Annotated in this window: 23 protein-coding genes and 1 pseudogene; 1 reads left to right on the forward strand and 23 read right to left on the reverse strand. The window is 53.6% G+C overall.

Features of this window, described 5'->3' with window-relative positions; all coding sequences use genetic code 11:
- Positions 1-30 precede the first annotated feature (30 nt).
- From LMS44_RS23090 to pobA, 18 genes are all read right to left on the reverse strand, one after another.
- Entirely contained in the window at positions 31-1,356 is a 1,326-nt protein-coding gene (locus LMS44_RS23090) for a TRAP transporter large permease (protein WP_041157358.1), read from the reverse strand.
- Complete coding sequence (locus LMS44_RS23095) at positions 1,349-1,897, reverse strand: TRAP transporter small permease subunit (RefSeq protein WP_041157359.1); 549 nt, start codon at positions 1,895-1,897, stop codon at positions 1,349-1,351. Before LMS44_RS23095 ends, LMS44_RS23090 begins: the two co-directional genes overlap by 8 nt.
- A 24-nt stretch (positions 1,898-1,921) precedes the next feature.
- Entirely contained in the window at positions 1,922-2,878 is a 957-nt protein-coding gene (locus LMS44_RS23100) for a PDR/VanB family oxidoreductase (RefSeq protein ID WP_041157360.1), read from the reverse strand.
- Between the two features lie 16 nt (positions 2,879-2,894).
- Positions 2,895-3,653, reverse strand: coding sequence for an SDR family NAD(P)-dependent oxidoreductase (locus LMS44_RS23105; RefSeq protein WP_041157361.1), 759 nt, complete (start codon positions 3,651-3,653; stop codon positions 2,895-2,897).
- The gene (locus LMS44_RS23110; RefSeq protein ID WP_041157362.1) at positions 3,653-4,138 is read right to left on the reverse strand and encodes an aromatic-ring-hydroxylating dioxygenase subunit beta; all 486 of its coding nucleotides are present in this window, start codon (positions 4,136-4,138) and stop codon (positions 3,653-3,655) included. The genes LMS44_RS23105 and LMS44_RS23110 overlap by 1 nt, the downstream gene beginning before the upstream one ends.
- A gap of 5 nt (positions 4,139-4,143) precedes the next feature.
- Positions 4,144-5,418, reverse strand: a complete 1,275-nt coding sequence (locus LMS44_RS23115; protein ID WP_041157363.1) for an aromatic ring-hydroxylating oxygenase subunit alpha — start codon at positions 5,416-5,418, stop codon at positions 4,144-4,146.
- Between the two features lie 36 nt (positions 5,419-5,454).
- Entirely contained in the window at positions 5,455-5,799 is a 345-nt protein-coding gene (locus LMS44_RS23120; RefSeq protein ID WP_041157364.1) for a hypothetical protein, read from the reverse strand.
- Positions 5,800-5,835: 36 nt separating this feature from the next.
- Positions 5,836-6,981 (reverse strand): acyl-CoA dehydrogenase family protein, encoded by a 1,146-nt coding sequence (locus LMS44_RS23125; RefSeq protein WP_052475473.1) that lies wholly within the window; start codon positions 6,979-6,981, stop codon positions 5,836-5,838.
- 3 nt (positions 6,982-6,984) lie between these two features.
- Positions 6,985-8,121 (reverse strand): amidase, encoded by a 1,137-nt coding sequence (locus tag LMS44_RS23130; RefSeq protein ID WP_041157365.1) that lies wholly within the window; start codon positions 8,119-8,121, stop codon positions 6,985-6,987.
- Between the two features lie 84 nt (positions 8,122-8,205).
- A complete protein-coding gene (locus tag LMS44_RS23135; RefSeq protein ID WP_041157366.1) occupies positions 8,206-9,495 on the reverse strand; it encodes a TRAP transporter large permease in 1,290 nt (429 codons plus the stop codon).
- Entirely contained in the window at positions 9,492-9,968 is a 477-nt protein-coding gene (locus LMS44_RS23140; RefSeq protein WP_041157367.1) for a TRAP transporter small permease, read from the reverse strand. Before LMS44_RS23140 ends, LMS44_RS23135 begins: the two co-directional genes overlap by 4 nt.
- A 73-nt stretch (positions 9,969-10,041) precedes the next feature.
- A complete protein-coding gene (locus LMS44_RS23145; RefSeq protein WP_041157368.1) occupies positions 10,042-11,082 on the reverse strand; it encodes a TRAP transporter substrate-binding protein in 1,041 nt (346 codons plus the stop codon).
- A 349-nt stretch (positions 11,083-11,431) separates the two neighbouring features.
- The gene (locus LMS44_RS23150; protein WP_041157369.1) at positions 11,432-12,157 is read right to left on the reverse strand and encodes an arylmalonate decarboxylase; all 726 of its coding nucleotides are present in this window, start codon (positions 12,155-12,157) and stop codon (positions 11,432-11,434) included.
- A 30-nt stretch (positions 12,158-12,187) separates the two neighbouring features.
- Positions 12,188-13,378, reverse strand: a complete 1,191-nt coding sequence (locus LMS44_RS23155; protein ID WP_089691327.1) for a mandelate racemase/muconate lactonizing enzyme family protein — start codon at positions 13,376-13,378, stop codon at positions 12,188-12,190.
- 16 nt (positions 13,379-13,394) lie between these two features.
- A complete protein-coding gene (locus LMS44_RS23160; RefSeq protein WP_041157370.1) occupies positions 13,395-14,717 on the reverse strand; it encodes a TRAP transporter large permease in 1,323 nt (440 codons plus the stop codon).
- Positions 14,717-15,244, reverse strand: a complete 528-nt coding sequence (locus tag LMS44_RS23165; protein WP_041157371.1) for a TRAP transporter small permease subunit — start codon at positions 15,242-15,244, stop codon at positions 14,717-14,719. The genes LMS44_RS23160 and LMS44_RS23165 overlap by 1 nt, the downstream gene beginning before the upstream one ends.
- 81 nt (positions 15,245-15,325) lie before the next feature.
- Positions 15,326-16,351, reverse strand: a complete 1,026-nt coding sequence (dctP, locus tag LMS44_RS23170; RefSeq protein WP_041157372.1) for a TRAP transporter substrate-binding protein DctP — start codon at positions 16,349-16,351, stop codon at positions 15,326-15,328.
- 421 nt (positions 16,352-16,772) lie between these two features.
- Positions 16,773-17,957 (reverse strand): 4-hydroxybenzoate 3-monooxygenase, encoded by a 1,185-nt coding sequence (gene pobA, locus LMS44_RS23175; protein WP_041157373.1) that lies wholly within the window; start codon positions 17,955-17,957, stop codon positions 16,773-16,775.
- Between the two features lie 146 nt (positions 17,958-18,103).
- On the opposite strand from pobA, the gene LMS44_RS23180 reads away from it, so the two are divergent.
- On the forward strand, positions 18,104-19,006 hold the full coding sequence (locus LMS44_RS23180; RefSeq protein ID WP_041157374.1) for a helix-turn-helix domain-containing protein: 903 nt from the start codon (positions 18,104-18,106) through the stop codon (positions 19,004-19,006).
- A 5-nt stretch (positions 19,007-19,011) separates the two neighbouring features.
- On the opposite strand, the gene LMS44_RS23185 is transcribed toward LMS44_RS23180, so the two are convergent.
- The 5 genes and pseudogenes from LMS44_RS23185 to LMS44_RS23205 form a co-directional block, all read right to left on the reverse strand.
- Entirely contained in the window at positions 19,012-20,301 is a 1,290-nt protein-coding gene (locus tag LMS44_RS23185) for a TRAP transporter large permease (protein ID WP_041157375.1), read from the reverse strand.
- Positions 20,291-20,836, reverse strand: coding sequence for a TRAP transporter small permease (locus LMS44_RS23190; RefSeq protein WP_041157376.1), 546 nt, complete (start codon positions 20,834-20,836; stop codon positions 20,291-20,293). Before LMS44_RS23190 ends, LMS44_RS23185 begins: the two co-directional genes overlap by 11 nt.
- A gap of 12 nt (positions 20,837-20,848) precedes the next feature.
- Positions 20,849-21,874 (reverse strand): TRAP transporter substrate-binding protein, encoded by a 1,026-nt coding sequence (locus tag LMS44_RS23195; RefSeq protein ID WP_041157377.1) that lies wholly within the window; start codon positions 21,872-21,874, stop codon positions 20,849-20,851.
- Between the two features lie 444 nt (positions 21,875-22,318).
- Positions 22,319-23,756 (reverse strand): annotated as a pseudogene (locus LMS44_RS23200) (aldehyde dehydrogenase).
- 46 nt (positions 23,757-23,802) lie between these two features.
- Positions 23,803-24,633 carry a p-hydroxycinnamoyl CoA hydratase/lyase gene (locus LMS44_RS23205; RefSeq protein WP_089691324.1) on the reverse strand — a complete coding sequence of 277 codons (831 nt, stop codon included), beginning with the start codon at positions 24,631-24,633 and terminating at the stop codon, positions 23,803-23,805.
- Positions 24,634-24,754 lie beyond the last annotated feature (121 nt).

Below are 24,754 nucleotides of genomic sequence, written 5' to 3' on the forward strand. Positions count from 1 at the left end.
TAAGTTCTGTGCGGTGATGGTTGTAACGGCTTACAGCATGAGCAGCCCCGGGAACAGCAGGATTAGTAGCAAGACGAACAGTTGGATGGCGATGAAGGGCAGTACGCCTCGATAAATATCCAGGGTGGCAACGCGATCACCTACGGCCCCTTTCAAATAGAAGAGCGATACGCCGAACGGTGGAGTGAGAAAGGAAGTCTGCAAATTGATAGCAAACAGAATGGCAAACCACACCAGTAGCGCCCCACCGGTAAGCCCATTCGACAGTTCCAGCTGGGTGATGATAGGCACAAAGATAGGCATCAGAATCAAGGATATTTCCAGCCAGTCCAGGAAGAACCCCAGCACGAAGACCAGCAATAGGATGAGGATTAACACGCTCCAGCTGCCGCCCCCCATCAGCCCCAAGCTACTGCGAATTAAGCCATCACCGCCGACCCCTTTAAAAATTAGCGAGAAGCAGGTCGCCGTAATGACCAACATCATAATCATGGCAGTGGAGACAACTGTCTCTCTCGCCGCTGTCATTACCGATTCCACATCGATTTTCTGCATGACACCGGCAAACCCCAACACCGCCAGCACGCCAACACCGCTGGCCTCCGTAGGCGTCGCCACCCCATAGACGATGGTGCCAAGCACGATGGGGATCAGTACGAGGAAAGGGAACAACGCCAGCAGGTTGCGCCCAACGCCGCCACCTTGCTGCTCATCTGGGCATTTGATATCCGTTAAAGGCGAACGCCGCTGCCCCCATGCAAGGGCAAGCGAATAGAGGGTGTAGAGCAGTAGCAACAAAGCACTCGGGATCAAGGCAGCCTTAAACAGATGGCCGACGGGTACCGACACCAGGCTGGATAGAATGATCAGCATAACGGAAGGCGGCATCAGGATGGCGAGCGTGCCCGAGGCTGAAATGAGCCCCGCCGACGCCGATGCTGAGTAGCCAGCATCGAGCATTCGAGGCAGCGCCAGTACCGCCAGCAGGACAACGGAAGCGCCAACAACACCTGTGGTTGCTGCCATCAACCCGCCGATGAACAGCACCGTCAGCGCGAGATGGCCAGGGAGCCTGCGCAGCAAGCGTTCGCTGACGCGGAAAGCATCACGGGCCAAGCCGGTTCGCTCCAACAGCAACCCCATCATGATGAACATCGGGATGGCAACGTAGAGCCAGTTGCTCAGCGCGTTCGCATACACGCGCGTCAACATGAGATTGGAGAAGGCCAAGGGGAGATCTGAAAACAGCAGAAAAATGGCCGACACCCCACCCAACACCAGTGCCACCGGATAGCCCGACAAAATACCCGCAAATAGCAGCAGCACCATAGAAAGAGGCAGCCAGAGTTCAAGCATGATCCGAGCTCCCTGACATAAATAACCAAGTTCGTTTCACTAACAGATATACCAGCACCGCCAAAAACAGGGTGATACCAATAGGCAGGGTGGCCTTGATAACGTATATGTCCGTCAGCCCCCCATCTGTCGAGCGCTCACTGGTCAGGTAGGCGCGCTCGACAAATCGATAAGCGGGCAGAAGTAGCAACGCAAAGAAAGGAATACCGAACAGTGCATGCCCGACAATATCGATCGCATGCCGATAGCGTGCCGATAAACGGGAGTGGAACACATCAACCCTAACGTGCCGGTCCAGCAGTAAGACCGGGGCGATGGCCATCATGATGGCCACTGCAAAAAGCAGTACCTGTAACCCCATCAAAGAGTTGAACGTAATTGCTCCCCCCACCAGCCAATGGGGCGTTTCAAACGCAATGAGTTGCGACACTCCAAACAAATGCATCAACACCCCCGCACCGATGACAAAGGCGATCAGTAACAGGCAGAGGCCACACAGGTTTAGAATCGGCTCACATAGTCTTGTTTTGACGGCATGCATGCGGTTTCCCTTTACGCTGGCGGATCAAAGGTCAATGACTAGGCGTGCGCTTTTGGCCCTGGAGCAGCACACGGCAATCTGGTCGTTATCTTCCTTTTCTTCTTCGCTGAGAAAGTGGTCACGGTGATCGGGAGTGCCCTCCAGCACCTCGCAGATACAGGTGCCGCAAACCCCCTCTTCACAGGAAACATTGACCTTGACGCCCGCCGCCTTGAGCGCCTGGGCGATGGACATGCCCTCTTCCACCTGAACGGTGACGCCGCTGGCAACCGCTTCAACTTCAAATGCGGCACCGCTGGTATCCACTTCTGCAGAGAAGTACTCTGAATGCACACGATTCTGTGGCCACTCCGCCTGACGGGCAGCATTAATCACCCAGTCCATAAAACCGGTGGGGCCACATACATAGAGGTGGGTATGGGCGGGTTGTGACGCCAGCAACGTCTCTATTTCCAGCCGCTGGGAGGCCTCCCCATCATCGAAGTGCATCACTAACGCATCGCCAAAGGCAGACTCAAGCTCATCAATAAAAGCTGCCTTTTCACGCCCACGGCAGCAGTAATGCAACTCGAAGGAGCGTCCGGCATCGCGCAGCTCGTACGCCATGGCAATCATTGGCGTAATACCGATGCCACCGCCCACCAACAGGCTATGCGGTGCCGATCCATCCAGTGGGAATAGATTGCGTGGCACGCCAACCTTCACCTGGACACCTTCGTGTAGGCGTTCGTGTACTGCCTTGGACCCTCCCCTGGAAGCGGGGTCAAGCAGCACCCCGAGCCGATACCGGTGGCGCTCTCCTGGGGGGTTACTCAGCGAGTATTGGCGCACCAACCCTTCATCAAGGTGAATATCAATGTGGGCGCCTGCTTCAAAGGCAGGCAGATCAGCGCCACTCTCAGCAGCCAGATCGATCACTGCGATCTCATTGGTATGAATATCGCGGCGCACAACGTGCAGGGTCATGATGTCATCTTGCATTGTCATCTCCAGATGCTCAGCGCATGTAAATGCCGCCATTGACGTCCCAGCAGGCACCGTTTACAAAAGCCGCCTGAGGGCTGGCAAGAAAGCTCACCATTTGCGCGACCAGCTCAGGGGAGCCCAGCTGGCCTACGGGGATATTGGCAAGCGCTTTATCCAGATTGTCACCGAGTACCTCACGCACCATCGGGGTATCCAGTGGCCCCGGCGCAATGGCGTTGCAGGTCACCCCGTCCGCCGCCAGATCGCGGGCGAAAATCTTGGTCAAGGTCAGAATGGCGCCCTTGGAGGCGGCATAATGAGCGCCAGTGGCGGTACCGCCGTTCTGTCCTGCCAGCGACGCCAGGTTGACGATGCGGCCATAGCCCCGCTCTCTGAAGTGGCGACCAAAGATCTGGCAACCGGCAAAGACACTGCCAGCGTTGGTGGTCATCACTTCGTTAAAGTGGGCTGGGTCAATATCAAACACTCCCTGTACAGCGGTTCGGGCTGCGTTATTGACCAGCACTTCGCAACTTCCCCAGCGCGCGACAATCTTGTCCAGCACGCACTGAAAATCCTCTGGCTTGGCGACATCGAGGGTCGCGGTCACCGCGGTTTCCCCGGCCAGGTCGAGTTCGGATGCCAGCGCTTCGGCGGGCCCGGTGTCGATATCGGTGATAACGACACGAAACCCCGCCTTATGCAGTGCGCGTACGATGTGAACCCCGAGTCCACGTGCGCCGCCGGTCACCACTGCGGTCTGAATTTTGTCGGGTAGTGGTACGCTCATCAGAACAAATAGCTGAACGAATTCAGCACTCCATCAGAGTTGAGTAGACGAACCACCTTCTCCTGAAGACGGAAGCCGGTATCGGAGGACGTGAGGGTGTAGCGCACATTGGCGGCCCAAATGCGCTGACGCCCAAACTTGTCTTCAACCAGGTGCTCCGCGCATGAAACGACAACCGTATTGCCATCGACGGCATCTATCACAAAACGAGACAAGGTGCGTACGGTGACGGCAGGGGGTGCCGAAGAGATCGAGAAACCATCCTGGAAGCGTTTAATACGATCCCGGCGCATCTTGTCATCGTCGTAACAGAGGTTGAGCACTGCCGCGTAATCGTCGGCGTCTTCGATAGGAATGATGTACAAGCCCTCTGGCTGCCACAGATCGAGCCAAGCGTCGTACTCTTTTGCGTCCAGAATCGCCGCTTCGTGCCAGATAAACTGCGTGACCTGCCAGAGCAGGTTTTCATTGTCGATTGCGTTCATTTCGTTCACTCCTGCATCATCCGTTTCCACATCGCATAGGCGGCACGCATGCCCGTTTCATCCGATACATGACCACGTGGCCCTGCCTCGCCCGGCACTTCCTTCTCGATGCCACGATTGACCAGAATCGGCAGTTCGGCACCGCCATCGACCCCCCGCTGGATTCGCTCCCAGACCTCGGCATCGTCGGGAGAACCAAAACCCATGGGACCCTGAAAGTGTTCATGCAAGCGTAGGCGTACGCGATTGGCGATGTCGGGACCTCCCTCCATACCAATGGCAATGTGGCGAATATCAGTTTTATCGACAGCAACGGGCGTCAATACCCGGAAGAAGGCCATTGAGCACGCCACGTTGGGGAACAGATTAAGATTGAACCCGGAGCCACCTACCGCGCGCACAATGCGGCGGACTTGATCTTCCGGGTAGCCTTCGTCGCGCAGTTCCTGCGCCAGCTCTGCAAAACGCTCTGGAATCTTGCGATCGAGGTCCTCCTCTAGATCGACGAGTTCGGGAATCATGACCATGACGGAGTGACCGTTACCCAGGTCTTCAACGAAGCCTTCGCCATCAAGGAAGGTGAACGTCTTTTCAGCTTCCTCATCGAGGGATTGCAGGAAGGATTTATGCACGATCGGAAAGTGATAGGCGTCGGTGGTGTTCTCGAGCTGAACCTTCCAGTTCATTGGCACCGAAAACTGATGTTCACCAAGGGTTTTTACGGGGTATCCACCACCCTGTTTCATAAACAGATCGATCCACTTCTTGGCAGCCCCCAGGAAGTCTTCCAATGGCTCAATGCCCTCGTTGAAAGTGGCGAAGACCATACCCTGATAGCTTTCAACGCGTAGCTTGAGCATCCCATGCTGTGACTTATCGAAATCATCGCCATACTGTTCGGGATTCGGCAAAGCACGCAGACTGCCATCGAGTCCATAGCCCCAACCGTGATAAGGGCATTGGAAAGATGAGGTCTTGCCCTTGTGAACCTCGCACACCGTCGCTGCCCTGTGGCGGCAGCGATTAACCATTACATGGATATTGTCCTTACGGTCACGTACCACGATGACCGGTTCACGACCTACTTTGGACAGCTTAAAAGACCCCTTATCGGGGATCTCGCTGGTATGCGCTACCCATACCCAAGTGTTACGGAAAATCTTCTCTTGCTCTTGCTCAAACAGCGCCGAGCTGGTGTACATCGGGGTCGCAATCTTATCGTTATTGACCAGTTGATCTGGTTCGAGCGCGATGTTTTTGACGTCGATTAATTGGTTCATTTTGTTCTCCTCATGCCTAGCCAGCTAATGCTGTCTTTATTCAGGTACCACCAACTCACGGCCGATACGCGCTTCGACACGGGCGTATTTCCAGAGCTTATAGGTGCCATCCCCCACCGGGATGGTGCGGAAGAAGTTGCAGGCGGCTACAACAGTCTCGTAATCAGGGACATCGGCCATGATGTAGGCGGTCCAGGGGGCGGTGGTGGAAGGGCCGACCATGATGCGGTCGTCATCCATGATCCCCAGGATAGTGACGCCAGGAAGTTCATCGATGCCTTGCATCATCTGGCTGAAGGCTTGCCAGACTTGTTTGCCTTCCTCGGCCGTAGCATTCATGAAATTTTGATTGATACCGATGCAGAAAAGTACGCGATGCATAGTGTTGATCTCCGTTGGTTAAACTACGTAGGGCGGTTATAGGTAGCCCGGTAAAGGATCGTGGCCGAAGAATATGGCGCCGGCATTCTTCCAAGTGATCTCGCCCATAAAGGCGTGTTGGGTGCACAGCTGCGAGTCGCGCAGGATTCGCGACAGGGGGTGGCCGTTGTCGGCCCCTGTCATGCCGCTGATCTGATATACGCTGCGAATCGACTCCGCGCACTCGTGGGTCAAATGGGTGGTGGAGAGGCGCAGCAGGTTGACCTGCTCACGGCTTGGCTCGCCACCGGCCTGAATGCTTGCCCAGGCGGCGTCGGTACTCTCATAGAAGAAGGCGCGGGCGGCGCGAACTTTGGCCTCGGCCTTGCCGAGGGCAATCTGGGCATACTCACGCTCACCCAGATTGGGGGCGCCGGTGACTGATTTACGCCCACCAGCCATGGCGCGGACGATATCCAGTGCCTCCCGGGCCAAGCCCAGGGTAGTCACTGCCAGTACCTGAGCGGCGAAGGAGAGTGATGGGTAGCGGAAGAAGGCGGTATCGACGTTGGGCTTGCCGCCGCGCACGAAGGTCCAGGCCTCTGGAACATAGGCGTCCTCGACCACGAGGTCGTGGCTGCCGGTGGCTACCATGCCCAACATATCCCAGGTCGGGTCGATCTTCACCTGGTCGCGGGGCAGCACTGCCATGCGCGGCAGAGCACCCTCTTCGGCGGGGAGAATGCCCACGCCACATAGCGATGCCCCCATACAACCGCTGGCAAATTTCCATCTCCCTTTGATACGGAAACCGTTATCGACCCGCTCAGCGGGTTGGGGCGGAAAAATCCCTCCAGCGAAGACGATGTCAGGGGAATCCCCCCAAACTTTCTTTAGGGTCTCCTCGGGTAACGCGGCCAAGTAGGCGGGGTTCATGCCAAAACTCGCTACCCAGCCAGAGGAGCCATCCGCCGCCGAGATCGCTTCGACCATTTTCAGGAACTCGGCGGGCGACTTCTCATCACCGCCGTAGGTGGCAGGTACCATGGCGCGATAGACACCAATGGCTTTGAACTCGTCAATGATGTCCATGGGGATATGGCGCAACTCCTCGAGCTCTTTGCGCCGGGATCGGATTGACTCCAGCAGCGCATCAAAACGCTCCTCGCCTCCCCACTGTGATTTATCAATGTGTTGTTGCATGATTCACTCCTTTTTTTGTTCCTCTCCCGCTGACGAAACCCGGCCCATGAGTTGCAAAGCAGCCCTGCACACACCCGCGTCATCGCCACGACGTCCAATCAGTTGCATGGAGACAGGCAATGTTTGCTGAGACTCAAGAGGGATCGATAAGGCGGGATGCCCAGAAAGGTTGAAGGGCCGCGCAAGGGACGATATTTTCAAATCCTGGTGGCCCGAAAACGCATCCTGAACGGTCATGGGAAAATGCGGCAACGTTGGCAGCACCAGGACATCATGCCGCTCTAGCACTGCATCTACTTCGGCGGTAAAGGCACGACGTATGCACTCTGCCTCCTTTAGCTCGGCATCGGTCGTCGCGGCAGCGGCCTGCAAACGCTGATCGACATCCGCGCCCACCTTGCCAGTGGCAAGCAACGCTTCGCAGGCACGGAAAGTTTCACGATTAATGATCACCATGGCAGCCTCGAACGCCTCGGCCATAAGCGGCAACGCGATATCCCCACGCGCCAAGCCAGAAAGGCTAAGCTGCTCCTCGATGCTTGCCCAAATGGCCTGCTCGGCACTCACGCCGATACACCCCAGTACAGGCGCAGCCCCCTCCATTGACGACTGAAAGTGAGGGTCAATCGCCGCCATGAAAGCTATCAGTACGTGAAGGTCACAAGCCAAGGGGCCTACGCAATCGAGGCTACTTTCCGCTGGCATAACACCTTGGCGACTCAAGCGCCCGAAGGTGGGCTTAAGACCGTAGACACCACAGCAAGCAGCGGGGACGCGAATAGAGCCACCGGTGTCTGTACCAATGCCAATATCGGCAAGACCAGCGGCCACCGCGGCGGCCGACCCACTGGAAGAACCACCAGGGATAAGGCTGGGGTAGCGCGGATTCTCTGGCGTGCCAGCCCAGTCATTGATGCCCGTCATACCAAACGCCAGCTCATGCAGATTGGCCTTCCCCACGATGTGGTATCCCGCTTTGAGCGTCCGCTCGACGATCTCTGCATGGGCCACGGCTGGCGGTGTGTCAGCAAGGGCAGCGGATCCTGCGCAGGTGGGGAAACCGGCGATATCGATCGTATCTTTGACGACCACTTTGCGTGGCCCCTGCCCCAGGCTTAACCTCGATGTCAATATAGTCACCTCAGCCACCTCGCTAGACTTATCACATGAAATTTCAAGTAAATAGGCATAAAATTTATAACCATTTATATAATCGGGTAAACGCTAAAGGACGAACAATACAAGTTGAGGAATAACCAACAGCAAGGCAATGCACAGCAGATAAGGGGGTATGAAGTAACCCACTCCACGGAATGTCTCTCCCATTCGTAACTCTGCATCCAAGCTCTTTACAATGAAAGCGTTCACCCCCACCGGCGGTGTAATCGCCCCCATACTGGTAACGATACATACCACCACGCCGAACCAGATTGGGTCGTAACCCAAGGCAAGCGCTACGGGAAAGAAAATCGGGATTGAGATAATTAAAAATCCCATCGCATCCATTAGCGCTCCGCCGATCACATAGATCAGCAGAATACAGGCCATTACCATTATGGCTGGCAAGGGCAATGCCGCCGCCCACTCGCCCACCATGTAAGGCAGCCTTGTGATGGTAAGAAAACGCCCGAAAATGACCGCTCCAGCAACCAACATCAAGATCATGGCCGATGATTTGAGTGCATTAGCGATGGCCTCACTCAAGACTGCCCAAGAGAGCTTTCCTTGTATCAAGGTAATCAGCATTGCACCAATGCAGCCCACCGCAGCAGCTTCTGTTGAGGTGAACCAGCCCGCAAATAGCCCCCCCAGTACCAGTGTAAAGAGGGCACCAATTTCGATAACACCTTTCAGCGAACGCCACCTTGCAGACCAGCTCGAACGCACACCTGCTGGCCCCATATCCGGGCGACGCCGACAGAGTAGTCCAATCGTCGCGATGAACAGCACGACCAGGATAAGCCCAGGGACAATACTGGCTAGAAACAGGTCGCGAATGGCCAGCTCGGCTTGCAGCGCAATAACAATCAGCACAGAGCTTGGTGGAATGATGACCCCCAGGGTGCCCCCCGCTGCTACACTGCCAGCACTGAGCGCGCGGCTATAGCCAAATTTCTTCATTTCGGGGAGAGCAATGGTGCCGACAGTGGCTGCTGTGGCGGTGTTCGAACCGCTAACCGCTGCAAAACCTGCGCTGCTAAGGATCGTCGTTGTGGCCATGGAGCCACGGAAATGGCCTATCCAGGCATAGGCAGCTGCAAATATCTTTTCCGTTATCCCCGAGCGAAACAGTAATTCCCCCATAAAAATAAATAGGGGTATGACACTAAGAGAGTAACCCGATAACTGCTCCCAGATTCCTGAGCTAATAACGTTATACGCGGCAATAGGGCTAGTCATGTAAAGCATGCCAAAAAACCCCACCATGAACATAGCGAAGCTAATCGGCATTTTTAACAAAATAAGAAGAAACAAACAGAGCACGCCTAACAAAGCTACCAGCGTCATACTCATTGTGTTACCACCTTTTTTAGACTACTCAAAAAGTCTGCTAAAAGAACCAAGCAAAAAGCAGAAAACCCTAGTGCCACTAGATAAACAATGGGGTAAAACGCAATACGCAGTGTTTGCGATAAAGAGCCTCTTTGCATAGCGCTAAAGCCATACTCCCAAAGCTTCCAAGCCACCATGGAGAAGAATAAAAAACTTGCACCTGAGACCAAGACATAGAGAACGCTTTGCAGACGGGTGGGCAAATGTTCGACCAGCAAGTCCAGCTCAATATGGGCTTTAGTAAGCTGGGAGTAAGCGAGTGATAGCGACACTACCACTGCTGTTAGCCAGCCCACCATTTCGGTGGTACCACCAAATGAAGAGCTAACTTGGCGCATTATGATGTTACCGACCACCAAAAATACCATCATTAGTAATGCCGAGCCGGCTACATAGAGTAAGAGACGGCTAATTACCCAATTAAATTTATTCATGGTAACTACCTAGGTCTATCAGCATGGCGCTTACTGGGCGCAAATACATGCGCCCAGACAAAAAGCGTCGGCACTATTGGTTTTGTTCGATCAGCTCAATAAACCGATCGCGCAACTCAAAGGCAGGAAGCCCTTGAGCAGCCACCTCTTCCAGCCGTTGCTCATTGATGGGCTCCAGCAAGGTCGACCATCGCTCTGCCTCCTCCTCGGACAAGGAGAGCTGCTCAAGATCATGGTTCTCAGCAGCCCACGTCAAGGATTCCTGGATGTGTTCATCTAGATACTTACCTGCATAGGAGGCCATTTCGGCACCCAATGCATCGATCTCCTGCTGAACGTTTTCAGGTAAAGCGTCCCACCGCTGCTGATTCATCACCGCAACGAAGACAACGTTGGTCAGAGGATAGTCAGTGATATAGCTCACATTGCGGGCATACTGCAGATCCATCAGCGTCTCACGTGAACCTACATAGCCATTAACGATACCCGCCTGAAGGGCTTCCCCCGTTTCCGATTGGGTGAGACCCACAGGCACGCCACCAAGGGCTTGAACAACGGCTGTACTGTCGCCTGGCACCCTGATCTCTTGGCCCTCAAGATCCTCCAGCGAAGTCACTGATTCTTGCGTATGTAGGTAGCCTGGCTCTGAGGTGAACGCCGTAATGACTTTAAACTCTTCCAAGCCCAGCGTTTCTGCAGGGAACTCTTTGATCAGTTCGTACACTGCCTGGCTGGCTGTCTGCGAATTCACGTCGATACCCGTTAGATTTCCGGCCAAATTGAGTAACGGAAAACGTCCCGGCTCGTATGAGGTGGCAGAGAGACCGATATCGGCAACACCGTTTAAGACGCCATCGAACATATTGGCAGCCGTCAGCAGCGTTCCGCCTGGGAAGGTGTTGACGTTTACCTGGCCATCGGTTCTTTCGTTAAGCTCTTTCGCCCAGTGTTCCATCTGCACGGCAGGAAAGGTTTGGGAAGGCGCAAAGAAGGCATAGCTGAGGTTGATATTATCCGCTAACGCACTGGTGCTGAGTAACACCCCAGCGCATACGCCGCTCAAGCGTGTCAGTCGGCGAGAAGTTTCGAGCCACAGCTTTTTTTGGCTGGTCATTGGTCATTAGCCCTATTTGTTTTTGTGTTGAATGTTAGGTAAGCCTAGCAGAAAACATTCAACATCACATGAAAAGTAAAGTAAATACTTAAATGCACTTCAGTAATAAATGCAAAATAAGTACCGTCTTCCGTATTATCTTTAATTTTCAATCAATTAAGAACATACGCTACATCTCTCAATTCTCTCGAACTGCTGCAGTAAACGTTTAGGGGGCTGAGTAGCACCAAAAAAGTGCAGCAATATGCCGCAAAGCATGCCCTCAGGGTCACGTTTTACCTCTATCAGCAACGTGTACCATGAAACTAAACCGTGCATTTTCGTTAACACTCAAACCTTTAGGTAGCGGTTAATCATCTAACATAAAAAGTTTCCCGCCTGTATCTGCCCGGCCTGACAGTCCTAATAAACGCACTGCCCCCCAAGCACCGGCTAATGCACTTGAAATAACAGGGATATTCAGTTCACTCTCCAACTCACTGGTCACTACTTCCGTACGTAGGCCACCGCAAGAAATAAATAATGCGTCAGCCTCCCTTTTTGCACTCTTCATAGCCTCAAGCCCCAATTGGCGCAGCTCATCTTGTGACACAGCAAGGATATCCTCTACCCGCTCAAGCCCCAGCCCATGCAGATGCACAACCTCGAACCCACTTTCAACAAGGAACTCCTCCAGTAATCGGTTCACACTCGACACATATGGCGTTGCCACTACCAATCTTTTGGCGCCAAATGCGTCAAAAGCCTTCGTTACCGAATCACTCATAGTAGTAGCGGGTAGCCCGCTTTCCGACTGCATGATCTCAACAAGCTGCGCATTATACTTAGGGCCACGATAAAAACTGAGCGAGGTTCCCATAAGCGAGACAGCCTGCACCCCGTCAGCCGCAAGTAAACGACTCAGCTCACCAACTCTCTCGATCACACCATCGTAGCCTTCAGGAGTAAGCTTTCCCAAACCCAGCCCCACTGCCACAAAATCTACCTTATCACCATATAACGCTAGCGGCTCAGGCGGTACTTCGCCGGATGCTGGTGGCACAATCAGCCCTACCTTAGGCTTTAGTGTACTCATAGATCATTCCTCCCCATTTCATTTTACTGATTATCCTTTACCATTCCCGCACGCCGATGGATTTCTGCTAAATTCCTCTACAGCATCCATATTGGGCGAAAAGCCCAAGCCTGGGCTTTTGGGCAAAGCAAGCACTCCGTTCTCTGGTACAGGTAGTCCAGTAAAAATCTGTTCACACAACAGTACCGCCGGATGGTGGTATTCCACCAACCCACCATTTGCAAGACCAGCATGTAAATGCATATTGTGGAAAGGCCAGGCCCCCCCATTGGCGATGCTGGTATTAAAGGCTGCAGCCATACCAGCAATCCGTACACATTGGGTAAATCCCCCGGTAATAGCTACATTCGGCTGTATAATGTCAACGGCCTGCTCTACTAACAAATCACGGAAACGAAAAGCCTGCCCTTCGTTTTGGCCTGCCGCGATACGTACAGTTGTGCGACGTCGTAACTCACTCAGGTGGCGTACATCATTCTGCAATACTGGTTCTTCGAAAAAACCAAGGTTAACCGGCTCCAACATTTTCGCCAGTTTGAAGGCGTGAACGGGGTCAAGATTACAGTTAGCATCAATATAGATATCGACTTCATCGCCTACCGCGTCACGTACAGCCATCACGCGTGCAGCGTCTTCTCGAATCACAGCTTCTAAGTCTCGCCGATGTCGATGTCGCATGGCCTCACCTGCCACCGTCATCTTCAGTCGGCGATTGCCCTGTGCCACCCAATGTTTAGCGGCGGCAACTAGTTCCTCCTGGCTGAGAAAGCCGAAACCAAAAGTGGTATAGACAGGAACTTCCTCGCGCGCTCCTCCCAGTAGCCTCCATAACGGCACCCCCATCGCCTGGGCTTTTATATCCCACAGGGCAATATCGAGGGCAGCAATAGCATGGGAAGCATACCCAGACTGCCCCCTGGGTGTTAGCACCCAGTTCAGCTCTTCCCATATTGCTTCAGTAGCTATAGCGTCACGCCCCATCACTGTGGGTGCAATTACATTGTTGATCGCTGAAGCGACCACATCCTCTTCCGTAATGGCGGTGAACCCATAACCCTTGATGCCATCTTCAGTCTCAACTTCACACAGACAGGCTGATAAAGGCATGGTGCGGCTTACGCCTACCACCTCAACTTTGACAGGAATATTCATCGGCCAAGCCTTGGCCTTGACGATCCGTTGCGGCCGAAGCTGTATAAACTCATGGTCGTTTTTGTTCATTAGTATCTCCAGGCAATCAGTTTCGCCACATGGTTTCCGGCAACCACAGGACAATCTGTGGAAACACCACTAGTAACAGCGATGCAAACACTATGATGATGAAGAAAGGCAAGGAGCCCTTCATAATCTCTTTCATGGAGACATTATTGACAATGCTCTTCACGACAAACAAATTGATTCCCAATGGGGGGGTAATGCAGCCCAGCTCCATGTTCAGCGTGATAAGCACACCAAACCATACGGGGTCAAAACCAGCATCCAGGGCAAACGGTAAAAACATGGGTGCCACAATGACGACAATGGCAAAAGGTGGCAGGAAAGTGCCCAGCACCAACATCATTAGCCATACCGCTAGCAGTGTTAGCCATTTATTGCCGAACAGATCGAGCAGGCCGGAAGAAATCGCCGTCACAGCACCATTATAGGAAAGGAAGGAACCGAGATAGTAAGCAAAGGCAGCAATGATCAACACCATGGAAGTATCACGCACTGTCTTAAGCAACAAACGCGACCAAATCTCAAAGGAGGTAACACGGTAAATCACCAACACAAGCAGTATTGAAGCAATTGCCCCCACAGAGGCCAGTTCCGATGGCGTCGCCCATCCGCCATAGAGCGCAACCATGATCATCACGACCATCAGGAAAAATGGCAGTACCCGTAACAACGGATACTTGGTCTTACCCTCCTGCTCATCATAACGTCGCGATATTTCGAGTACTTCAGGATTGGTCTTTTGATAACGCCACATGCGCCATATCACGTACATGGAGAACATGATGGCCACCATGATCGCTGGCACCACTCCCCCCATGAACAGCTTACCAATAGAGGTTCCTGTTACCACGCCATAGAGCAACAACACAATGGATGGGGGAGTAAGAATGCCCAACGTTCCTCCACCCACCACCAGACCACAAGCCAGCGCTGGTGGGTAGCCCCGAGAGATCATTTCAGGAATGGCGGAAGAACCAATAGCTGCGGCAGTCGCAGGTGACGAGCCGGACATAGCCGAAAAGACAGTACAGCCCCCCACTGAAGCCACCCCCAATCCCCCAGGAATGGGCAATACTAGGCTGAGAGCTCGGTAGATATCCTTTCCTGCCGGACTAACAGCAATGATCGTGCCCATGAAGATGAACATGGGCACGGCTATAAGATCAATGGAGTCCAGTGACTGAAAGGTATATTCAGCGATGTACCATGCATCACTTCCCGACCCGGAGACCACCATCATTATTAAGGTCGATACTGCAAGTGAATAGGCAATTGGTAAGCCAAAGAAAATTAGCAGCAATAACAGGCTGACCGTCAAGATGCTCAACAGTATCGGATCCATCAATGCTCTCCCTGTAGGGCGTCGGCAGGCACAGCCTGACCGTGTAGTCGAATCAGGATGTCCAAAACGAGATTGATGATTAAAATGGCAGTCCCAATCGGGATAGCCAGATACGGGATCCAAAGAGGTGGGCCCCATAGGCTCATGGAGCGCCACTGCGTATGCCAAGCATTAAGCACCATCTCTAGCGACGACCAGAACAGCAAGCTGAACAGAACCAAAGCTATTGAATCTAAAACAATCCGATGCGCCAATCGAGCCTTGCCTGTGAAGCGCACACGCAGGATATCAATAGCAATCTGGCTTCCAGCACGATCAGAGTAGGCAAGCCCCAAAAAAGCGGCATAGATCAGTAGATAGACACTGGCTTCCAACTCCCAGATCGTATTCATACCGAACAAGCCTCGTCCGACCACCGCCCAGGTAATGGCACCACAGGCAAATAAAATGCCGCATGCTGCTATACCGCCAATCAGGAAGTTCAGCCTATCAAGCCAGACTCTTAGCCGATTAAGTAAAATAAGCATTCTTACCTCGTTAAGCACAAGTCCTGATCTTGGAAGTATCCCGAAGATTTCTTCCTTATTATGATAAAAGTGGGGCTAGTGTCAGAGGGGAGTCTCTACAGCCTCCAAGGCTGCTTTTCCCTCGGGGACTCGCTCTATGAAGTAGGGCCACGCCGTATCGCGAGCATTCGAAACCCAGGCAGCCACCTCCTCGTCTGAAAGTTCGTGCACCTGTACTCCGGCACTCTCAAACTCCTCGGCGATACGCTGGCTATCCTCAATCATCTTTTCTGCAAACCAAACTTCTGATTCCTGGATAGCTTCCATCACTAGGTCAAAGTGCTCACTGCCAATCTGCTGTTCCATATCTGTAGAAAGCAAGATGGTATGCATGCCACCGATGTAGCCAGGCCCGACCTGCAGATGCTCAATAACTTCTTCCAGGTTGTAACCCTCAAAAGAGGCAAACTGAGTTAGCACTCCGGTTAGCACCCCTGTCTGAAGGGCCTGGTAAAGCTCAGACGCTGGCAAAGATGTAATTGTTGCTCCATTGGAATTCAACATTTGCTCAGAAGCAGCTCCCAACCCTCGCATTCGCAAGCCGTCAACATCCTTTGGCAATATTACAGCTTCGCCAGTGCTGCCAATGGTGGCCATTGCCCAGCCTGAACCCGCCAGTATCGCTCCTGTGCTTTCGACAGCCTCGGTTAACATGGGCCAGATGGCTCTGTCACGCCATACTAGTCCATCGGTGGGGGCAGTAACTAAACCGGGGAGTGCACCAATTTCGGCTAAAGGTATCATCCCAGCCAGCCACGGCAGTGGATAAATGGTCAGATCAATTCTTCCTTGACGTAGTGCACTGTGCTGAGCTTGAGCACGGGAAATTTCCTGGTTGGGGAAAATATTGATAGTCACTTGGCCATCCGTCTTCTCCGAAACATTGTCAGCAATAAATTGCGCCCATTCATGGCGAGCATCATTTTCTGTATAGGAGTGGCTAAATCGCAAGACTTCATCAGCGATTGCAGATGTACTCAATAATACACCGATACACAGAGCCCCTAGATGGGTTGGCATCTTCTGCCACTGTGTCGCCGTGGGCCGCAGCTGCTTTATATTAGTCATCCGTTGTTATCTCCATTTGTTGTTATGTTGAATGTCAGCAAAAGCCTGACATAAACATTCAACATCACATGAAAAGTAAAGTAAATGCCCAGATATGAAACGTCTCTTAATAAGCAAAAAACTCGCCTATTAAAATTAAAACAACAGTTATCATATAGATAAATATTATCTAGGAAATTAACTAGCCTGCTAAATAACAAAAAGACTGCTAAATCAGCGACCGAGCACCAATGCTGTGCGTATTAGAGTGGATCTGCTCGCTTTTGACTCAATCATTCAAGAGTAAGCCTTCCATAAGTTATAAACACAGCCTCCATTACTAGCTTAGGGCTCCGAAAACACCTTTCTAACCGAACCCAAAAGCACAAAAAAGCCCAAGCGTCAGCCTGGGCAAGGAGGATAAATGCACAACGGGTAGGCGCTACTCGAGTGGTTCGTAGGGCAAACCCACATAGTTTTCCGCGATGGTTGTCAGCCCCGCCTCTGAGCTAGTGACGTAGTCAAGTTCGGCCAGCTGCATGCGGCTGTTAAAATCCTCTTGGTCAGAGAAGTTATGCAGCATGGAGGTCATCCACCAGGAGAAGCGCTCCGCCTTCCAGATGCGCTTCAGGCACGTTTGCGAGTAGCGCTCGATCAAATCTGTGCGCCCCTCTTGGTAGACCTTCACCATTAGTCGATAGAGCGTATTCACATCACTGGCGGCCAGATTAAGCCCTTTGGCACCGGTGGGCGGTACAATATGCGCCGCATCGCCGACCAGGAACAGCCGCCCGTACTGCATTGGTTCGACCACATAGCTGCGCAGCGGTGCGATGCTCTTCTCAATCGAAGGCCCAGTCACCAGCTTTGCGGCAACGTCATCAGGCAGGCGGCGCTTCAGCTCCTCCCAAAAACGCTCGTCCGACCAATCTTCTACCTTTTCATCCAAGGGTACTTGAAGGTAGTAACGGCTGCGGGTGGCAGAGCGCATGCTACACAGACTGAAACCACGCTCGTGGCTTGCGTAAATCAGCTCATCAGAGACCGGGGGCGTGTCCGAGAGCACCCCCAACCAGCCAAACGGGTAAACCTTTTCAAACTCTTTAATGCGCTCTTGAGGGATCGCTTGGCGGGAGACACCATGATAGCCATCGCACCCGGCGATGTAGTCGCACTCAAGCCTGACCGTTTCACCGTTATGTTCAAAGGTGAGGTAGGGGCTGTCGCTCTCCAGGTCGTGGGGCTGCACGTTTTCCGCCTCGTAAAGCGTTGTCGCGCCAGCGGCGGCGCGGGCTTCCATCAGATCCCTCGTCACCTCGGTTTGGCCGTAAACCATGACTTTACTGCCGCCGGTCAGTTCATCCAGTGCGACTCGCACGCGGCGGTTGTCGAAAACAAGCTCAAAACCGTCATGGGGTAAGCCCTCTTCATCCATGCGCTGGTCAACACCCGCTTCGCGCAGCAAGTCCACCATACCTTGCTCAAGCACACCGGCACGGATACGGCTCAATACATACTCACCGCTACGCCGCTCAACAATCACATTATCAATGCCTTGGCGATGGAGTAGCTGCCCCAGCAGTAGGCCAGAAGGGCCAGCGCCAATAATCGCGACCTGTGTTTTCATAGGGGATGCCTCATCATTGTCATTATCTAAAACTTATGACTTGTATTTTTCAATGAAACACGTCGCATAATAAGGCATGATCTATATCAATTATTGGACATTTAGCGCTTTTTCACCCCACCTTAGTCGTATAGGAGATACCGGTGATGCCAGCCTCGTCGGCAACGTCCGTGCCCGTATTTAAGCTCTATGGCGAGACGCAGCATTGGCCCACGCCAGACTTGCTCCACTGCGAATCCATTCCTGAGCGCAGCCAGTTACATGACTGGCGTATACGCCCGCATCGCCACGCCGATCTAGTGCATATTCTGTTTATTTCTCAAGGTAGCGTTGAGTTAGAACTGGAGGGAACGAACCATCAGCTGCAGAGCGCCAGCGCTATCGTGGTGCCCGCCATGACCATTCATGGCTTTCACTTCTCACCGGATGTGCAGGGGCACATCATTACCCTGGCCAAGCCATTGGCAGACCACTTACATGCGTTAATGGGTGAGAACAGTACGCTAAAAAAAGCAAACTTCTACCCTCTACTTCAGCCCAACCGGGCAGAGCGAATTGCCACGCTGGTGTCTCAGGTCGACCAGGAGTACCGCCAACCCGCCCCCGGACGGAACAGCCTACTCGAAGCACTTATTCAAGCTTTGGTGGTAGAGCTCTCACGCCTTTGTGCTTATACAGGCAACACGGCAAAGCGCTACGGCCCCCGCCAAAGTGACAAAGGTCGGCAGCATTTAGAGCACTATCAAGCGCTAATCGAAGCGAACTATCGCGAGCAGCCGAGTATTGAACAGTTAGCCGAGCAGATTGGGGTGAGTAGCGCGCACTTGAATATGCTCTGCCGCCAACTCGCCGGGCGCAGCGCCCTGCAATTGCTGCATGAACGTTTGCTGCTGGAAGCCAAGCGCCAGCTCACCTATACCAATATGACCATTGGCCAAGTCTCTGACAGCTTAGGCTTCTCTGAACCGGCTTACTTCACGCGCTTTTTTAAGCGCAATACAACGTTATCACCTCGCGACTTCAGAATTCGTCAGTCGCGAGAGCGTTAATACCGTTAGAGCAAGAAAAAGGTAGATAGCACCGGGAAGAGGATTAAGAGCGTCAAGCGGAGCAAATCAGAGACAACAAAGGGGGTCACGCCCTTGAAAATCTCCCCTAGCCCCACGTGCGGCGCCATTGCTTTAATCACAAACACGTTCATCCCCACCGGCGGGGTCATTAGTCCCAGCTCAACGGTCAGTACGGTCAAAATACCGAACCATACCGGGTCGATACCCATCGCCTGAATAATCGGATAAACCACCGGTACGGTGATTACCAGCATCGCGATGGAATCCATAAACATACCCAACACAAAGTAGAGCGCCAGGATGCACAGCACCACGACGATAGGAGTTAGATCCATGCCGTAGAGCAGGTCAGTAATGGAAAATGAAATACGCGACACCGAGATGAAGTAACCCAGCGTCTCAGCCCCCACCAGCATAAAGAACACCACCGCAGAGAGCGCCAAAGTCTCTTGTACGCTGTGCCATAGCTGCGCACCGCGCATGCCTTTCACCAGGGCGTAAAGCAGCGTGGCGAACGCCCCGACGCTAGCGCCTTCCGTCGGTGTAAAGGCACCAAAATAGATACCTAAAATCATCACCAGGAAAACGCCAAAGAAGGGCACTAAGCCGGTCAGCGAGAGCAGCTTCTCTTTCCAGGCAGTGGGTTCACCTGCCACGGCAAGGGAAGGACGCAGATACATGACTATCGTAATGGTCAGTGAATACATCACCAGCCCCAGCAGACCGGGAATCAGCCCCGCCATGAACATATCGCCAACGGACTGTTCGGTAAGAATGGCGTAGATAAGCAGCGCGATACTGGGTGGAATCATAATGCCCAGCGTGCCGCCTGCGGCTAGCGCGCCGGTTGCTAAACCACGGTTATAGCCATAGCGCTCCATCTCCGGCAACGCTACCCGGGTCATGGTGCTCGCAGTCGCTAACGAAGAGCCGGAGATAGCGGAGAAGATGCCGCAAGAACCCACGGCCGCAATCGCCAGGCCACCCTTCCAGCCACCGCAAATAATACGGGTTGAATCAAACAGCTTACCGGCCATCCCCGAATGAGCAGCCAGCACGCCCATTAAGATAAACATGGGCACGGCGCTGAAACTGTAGTTAGAGAGTACTTCCACCGGCACGGTTTTTAACTGAGCGACAGCCGCATCCCAGCTAATGATCTGGGCAAAGCCCACCACTCCCACGATCAGCATCGTGAGAGCAACCGGCACGCGCAGAATCATCAATACCAATAAAAGCCCTAACCCAATGGCACCAATCGCTTCACTCCCCATGCGCTGCCTCCTCACCCACTGCATAAATAACGCCGAGCAAGGCGTGAATAAAACTACGTATTCCCAGCAGCAAACTGAGCACCGCTGCCAACTGGTAAATCGGCCCCATGGGCAGTCGCAGGTCTTGGGTTATTTCACCGTGCCGACTGGCCGCTGCGGCTGAATCCAGCAAGCCCACAAAAAGAATCAGTCCCAGCGCCATAAAGCCGAGGAAAAAGAGCCCTTGCAGGCGATTTTTTATCGCTTGCGGCAAGCCGTGAGAGAACGCCTCTACCACCACTTGGCTTTTCTCCACATTAGCGGCCATGGCGGCCAATAGCGCAAACAGCATCAAATAGCTGACCAGCTCTACGCTACCGGAAACGCGCAGTGCAATCGCACCTTCCGTTACACGCGATAGATAACGCGTACTTACATCGGCAATAGTCACTGCCAGCAACCCAATCAGTGCGATGCCAGCCATCAAGCGACAAATGAGGGCCAGCCAGTGGCTGGCCTTGTAGAGAACTTGTTGAGAGCGGAGAGTAGACTTCATAAAACCTTACCCCTATTGGGTACCACAAGACTCACTGGCTGCCAGTGCTGCTTGATATACATCTCGAGCCTGATCCAAACCGCGCTCTTCCAGCTGCGTTAGGTAGTTTTCAATACCGGTTTCGAGCGGTTCTTGCCAATCAGGATGCGCTAGCGGATTTTCAATTTCACGAATGGTATGGCCAGCATCAGTCGCTTCTTGCTTGCCTTCTACGTCTAGGCGGTCAAACACTGCACCGGCGTTTTCAGCCCATTTCATGCCTGAGTTATTATCGATTACCGCCTGCTGTTCAGGCGTCAAATTATCGTACGCGCGCTGATTCATGGTGGCGACAAAGATCAAAGTGTAAAACGGTACTTCGGTGTGGTAGCTCACCAGCTCGTTGATGCGGAAGCCTTTTAAACCTTCCCAAGGGAAACTCAGGCCATCAATGACACCGCGCTGCATGGAGGTGTAAATATCGGGGGCTGGCATACCCACGGGGCTTGCGCCCATATTTTCCAGCATCTCACCCGCCACAGCGGTGGGGCGGCGTATACGCAGCCCTTCCAGATCGGCAGGCGTTTGCACATCGGTGTCGATGGTGTGGATGCCGCCCGGGCCCGTGGTAAACATAAACAGCGGGCGGGTATCTGCGTATTCGCTGTCCAAATGGCCGTCGTCATAGAGCGTTTGCAGTACGCAAGCACCTTGCGTTGCCGTGCTCGCTACCCCAGGTAGCTCAACGATCTGGGAGAGAGGGAATCGACCGGCAGTATAGCCCTGGGCAGTGGCACCAATATCGGCAATACCGTTGGCAGCAGCTTCATAAATGGAATCCGGTTTGGCTAAAGTACCGGCGGGAAACATTTGAATGGTTAGATCGCCATTGGATTCTTCGGCGATCGTATCGGCCCATGCCTGCAAAACATCTTCATTAACGCCTGAAGGGCCAGGCCAAAAGTGGGCCATACGCAAGGTGGTCTCTGCCTGGGCCGAGCTAACCGCCAGGCCAGTAATTGCCGCTGCCAAAACACAACGGGATAGGGACATTTTCATAGGAGCCTCCAGGACTTTTTTGGATTATTGTAAGTTCGCATAGCGAATACTAGTTCGCCTTATGCGACCACATTAGTCCACTATCAGGCGTAGGGCTAATCGACATTCGTCTATGTTTAAGCACCGCAGCAAGCCTTTACACCCGCACGATCTCAGATCCTCAGTGTTCCGGCCAACACCCCCAGCGCAAAAGGCACAATGACAACAAAAAATTGGACTTTTCCAATATTACTTCACGACTATGGTCGAAGCAGCGACTAGTAGCGCAATTAACGATCGCCTGAAGCACCAAAAAAAAGCCACCTTTAAACACACCAAGGCGGCTTCAGTGTGAAAAATACGATTACCTTGTCAGATCGATATATTTCTCTACCGAGCGAGTCGCCCCACCATAAGGATTTCTTATTGACGTCGCTTTCTTACCAGACATCCTTCTTGCACTAGCTAAATGGGATAATGGCGCGGGCCAAGCTGCATGGTCATCCAGCGCAGATCGGTGAACTCATCAATCGCCAAAGCGTCCGTAGCCGCTCGATTTAACGCCGCCAAAGGGCATCTGCGGCTCATCGTGAACGGTGGGTGCATTGATATGGCAAATACCCGACTCAATGCGCTGCGCAAACTGCATCGCCCGGGCGGTGTCGCGGCTGAAGACGGCGGCAGAAAGGCCATACTCACTATCGTTCGCCACACGCAGGGCTTCCTCTTCATCTTTAACACGCATCATCGCCACTACCGGGCCAAACGACTCTTCGCCATAGAGGCGCATTGCCTGGGTAACACCATCCACCACGGTCGGCTGCATAATGACGCCTTCGGCCTTGCCGCCACAGGCTAAACGAGCGCCATGCTGCTGGGCGTCGTCAAGCAGGGCGTTGAGCTTCTCGCCCGATTCGCGATTGATCAGCGTACCCAGCGCGTTACCTTCACCTCGGGGATCGCCCGCGCGAAGCGTTTGTGCTTTGCGAGCCAGTTTTTCGACGAAGGCATCAGCGACCGCATCCACCACAATCAGCCGCTCAGTGGACATACAGATCTGGCCCTGATTGAAGAAGGCGCCAAAGGCGGCGGCCTCAACGGCAGCATCCAGGTCGGCATCTTCAAGCACCACGAACGGCGCCTTTCCGCCAAGTTCCAGCAAGACCGGCTTAAGATGGCGCGCCGCTTTTTCGGCAATAATGCGCCCCACCTGAGTAGAGCCAGTGAAATTAATACGACGCACGGCTTGATGCTCAATCAAGGCCTCGACCACCTCGGCGGCCTGAGGTGGTGCATTGGTCACCACGTTAACGATGCCTTCGCCCAGGCCCGCCTCAATCAGTACCTCCCCAATCAGGTGATGTGTCGCAGGGCACTGTTCAGAGGCCTTAAGAATCACCGTGTTGCCACACGTCAGCGGCGTCGCAATGGCACGCGTGCCAAGAATGATAGGCGCGTTCCAGGGGGCGATCCCCACCACCACTCCGCAGGGTACCCGCACGCCCATCGCCAAACTTCCGGGCACGTTGGAGGGTATTACCTCACCACCTACCTGCGTAGTCAGCGACGCCGCCTCGCGCAGAATGCTGGCAGCGACCATGACGTTAAAGCCTGCCCAGCCTGGCGTAGCGCCGGTTTCATCTACCATGCGTTCGATAAACTCAGCCTGTCGCGTTTCCATGACCTCTGCAGCCTTGAGTAGCTTGGCGCGCTTTTCGCCGGGGCCCTTCGCTGACCAGGCTGGAAACGCCTTCGCAGCTGCTTCAACCGCCCGGATCGCATCCCCAGCGGATGCCGCCGCGGCCTGGGTGACGACATCACCGGTGAGAGGGTTGGTTCGAGTAAAGGTCGCGTCTTGGTGAGCAGCACACTGCTCACTACCAATTAAAAGATTAAGATCCATGATCTGACTCTCCTCAAAAGGGTGGTCGAATATTGGTATAAAGCCCTTACCGCTGGTAGCTCTCCAACCCCGGCTTGATGCTCTTTTCATCGAGGAACTGTTTAAGCCCTTGGGCGCGACCCTGCTCAGGATCAAGCTGCTGCGCCTGATCGAGCTTGGCGTAGAGGTACTCTTCGTTCTGCTCCCAGGTCAGTTCGCGGCACATTTTGAAGCCGATCTTGGCAGCACGCAGCACAACGGGGTTCTTGTCACGCAGCGTAGCGGCCAACTCGCGGGTGGCTTCGCGTAGCTCGGTCAGCGGTACACTTTTATTAACCAGCCCCATTTTGGCTGCCTGGGGGCCGGTAAATGTTTCCCCGGTCATGATGTAGTAGAGCGCTTCCCGGTGGCCCACGGTATCGGCCATGGCTTTGCTGACCAGGTTGCCTGGGGGAATACCCCAGTTGATTTCTGAGAGGCCGAATACCGACTCATCGGCGGCAATCGCCAAATCGCAGGCAACCAGCGGTGAGAAGGCCCCACCAAAGCACCAGCCATTGACCATGGCGATGGTGGGCTTGGCGTAGTGACGCAGTAGCTTCCATTGCCAGGTAGAGGCGTCGCGGCGCACCTTGACCTGCACAATCTCGGGGCTGGCATCGATCTCGCGGAAGTACTCTTTAAGATCCATACCGGCCGAAAAGGATTCGCCTTCGCCGGTCAACACCAGCACATGGGCCTCTTGATCCAGCTCGATAGTCTCCAGCACATCAATCATTTCACGATTGAGCGTCGGGCTCATGGCGTTGCGCTTTTCAGGGCGATTCAACGTCACCCAGGCAATGCCCTCTTCAACGTTAACTTTTACGGTTTGCCAGCGATCTTGGTAGTTACTCATCTCTTGCTCCTTGGGTTTTATCAAACGACTTACAACGTTACTTATCAAAAACGACTGTTTAACAATCTGTTCAGCGCTGAACTTTTCGATTAGCTATCTCCTCGCCATCAAGGTGGGCGTT

Origin of the sequence: Halomonas profundus, assembly GCF_020865425.1 — a bacterium.
GTDB classification, from domain to species: domain Bacteria; phylum Pseudomonadota; class Gammaproteobacteria; order Pseudomonadales; family Halomonadaceae; genus Vreelandella; species Vreelandella titanicae.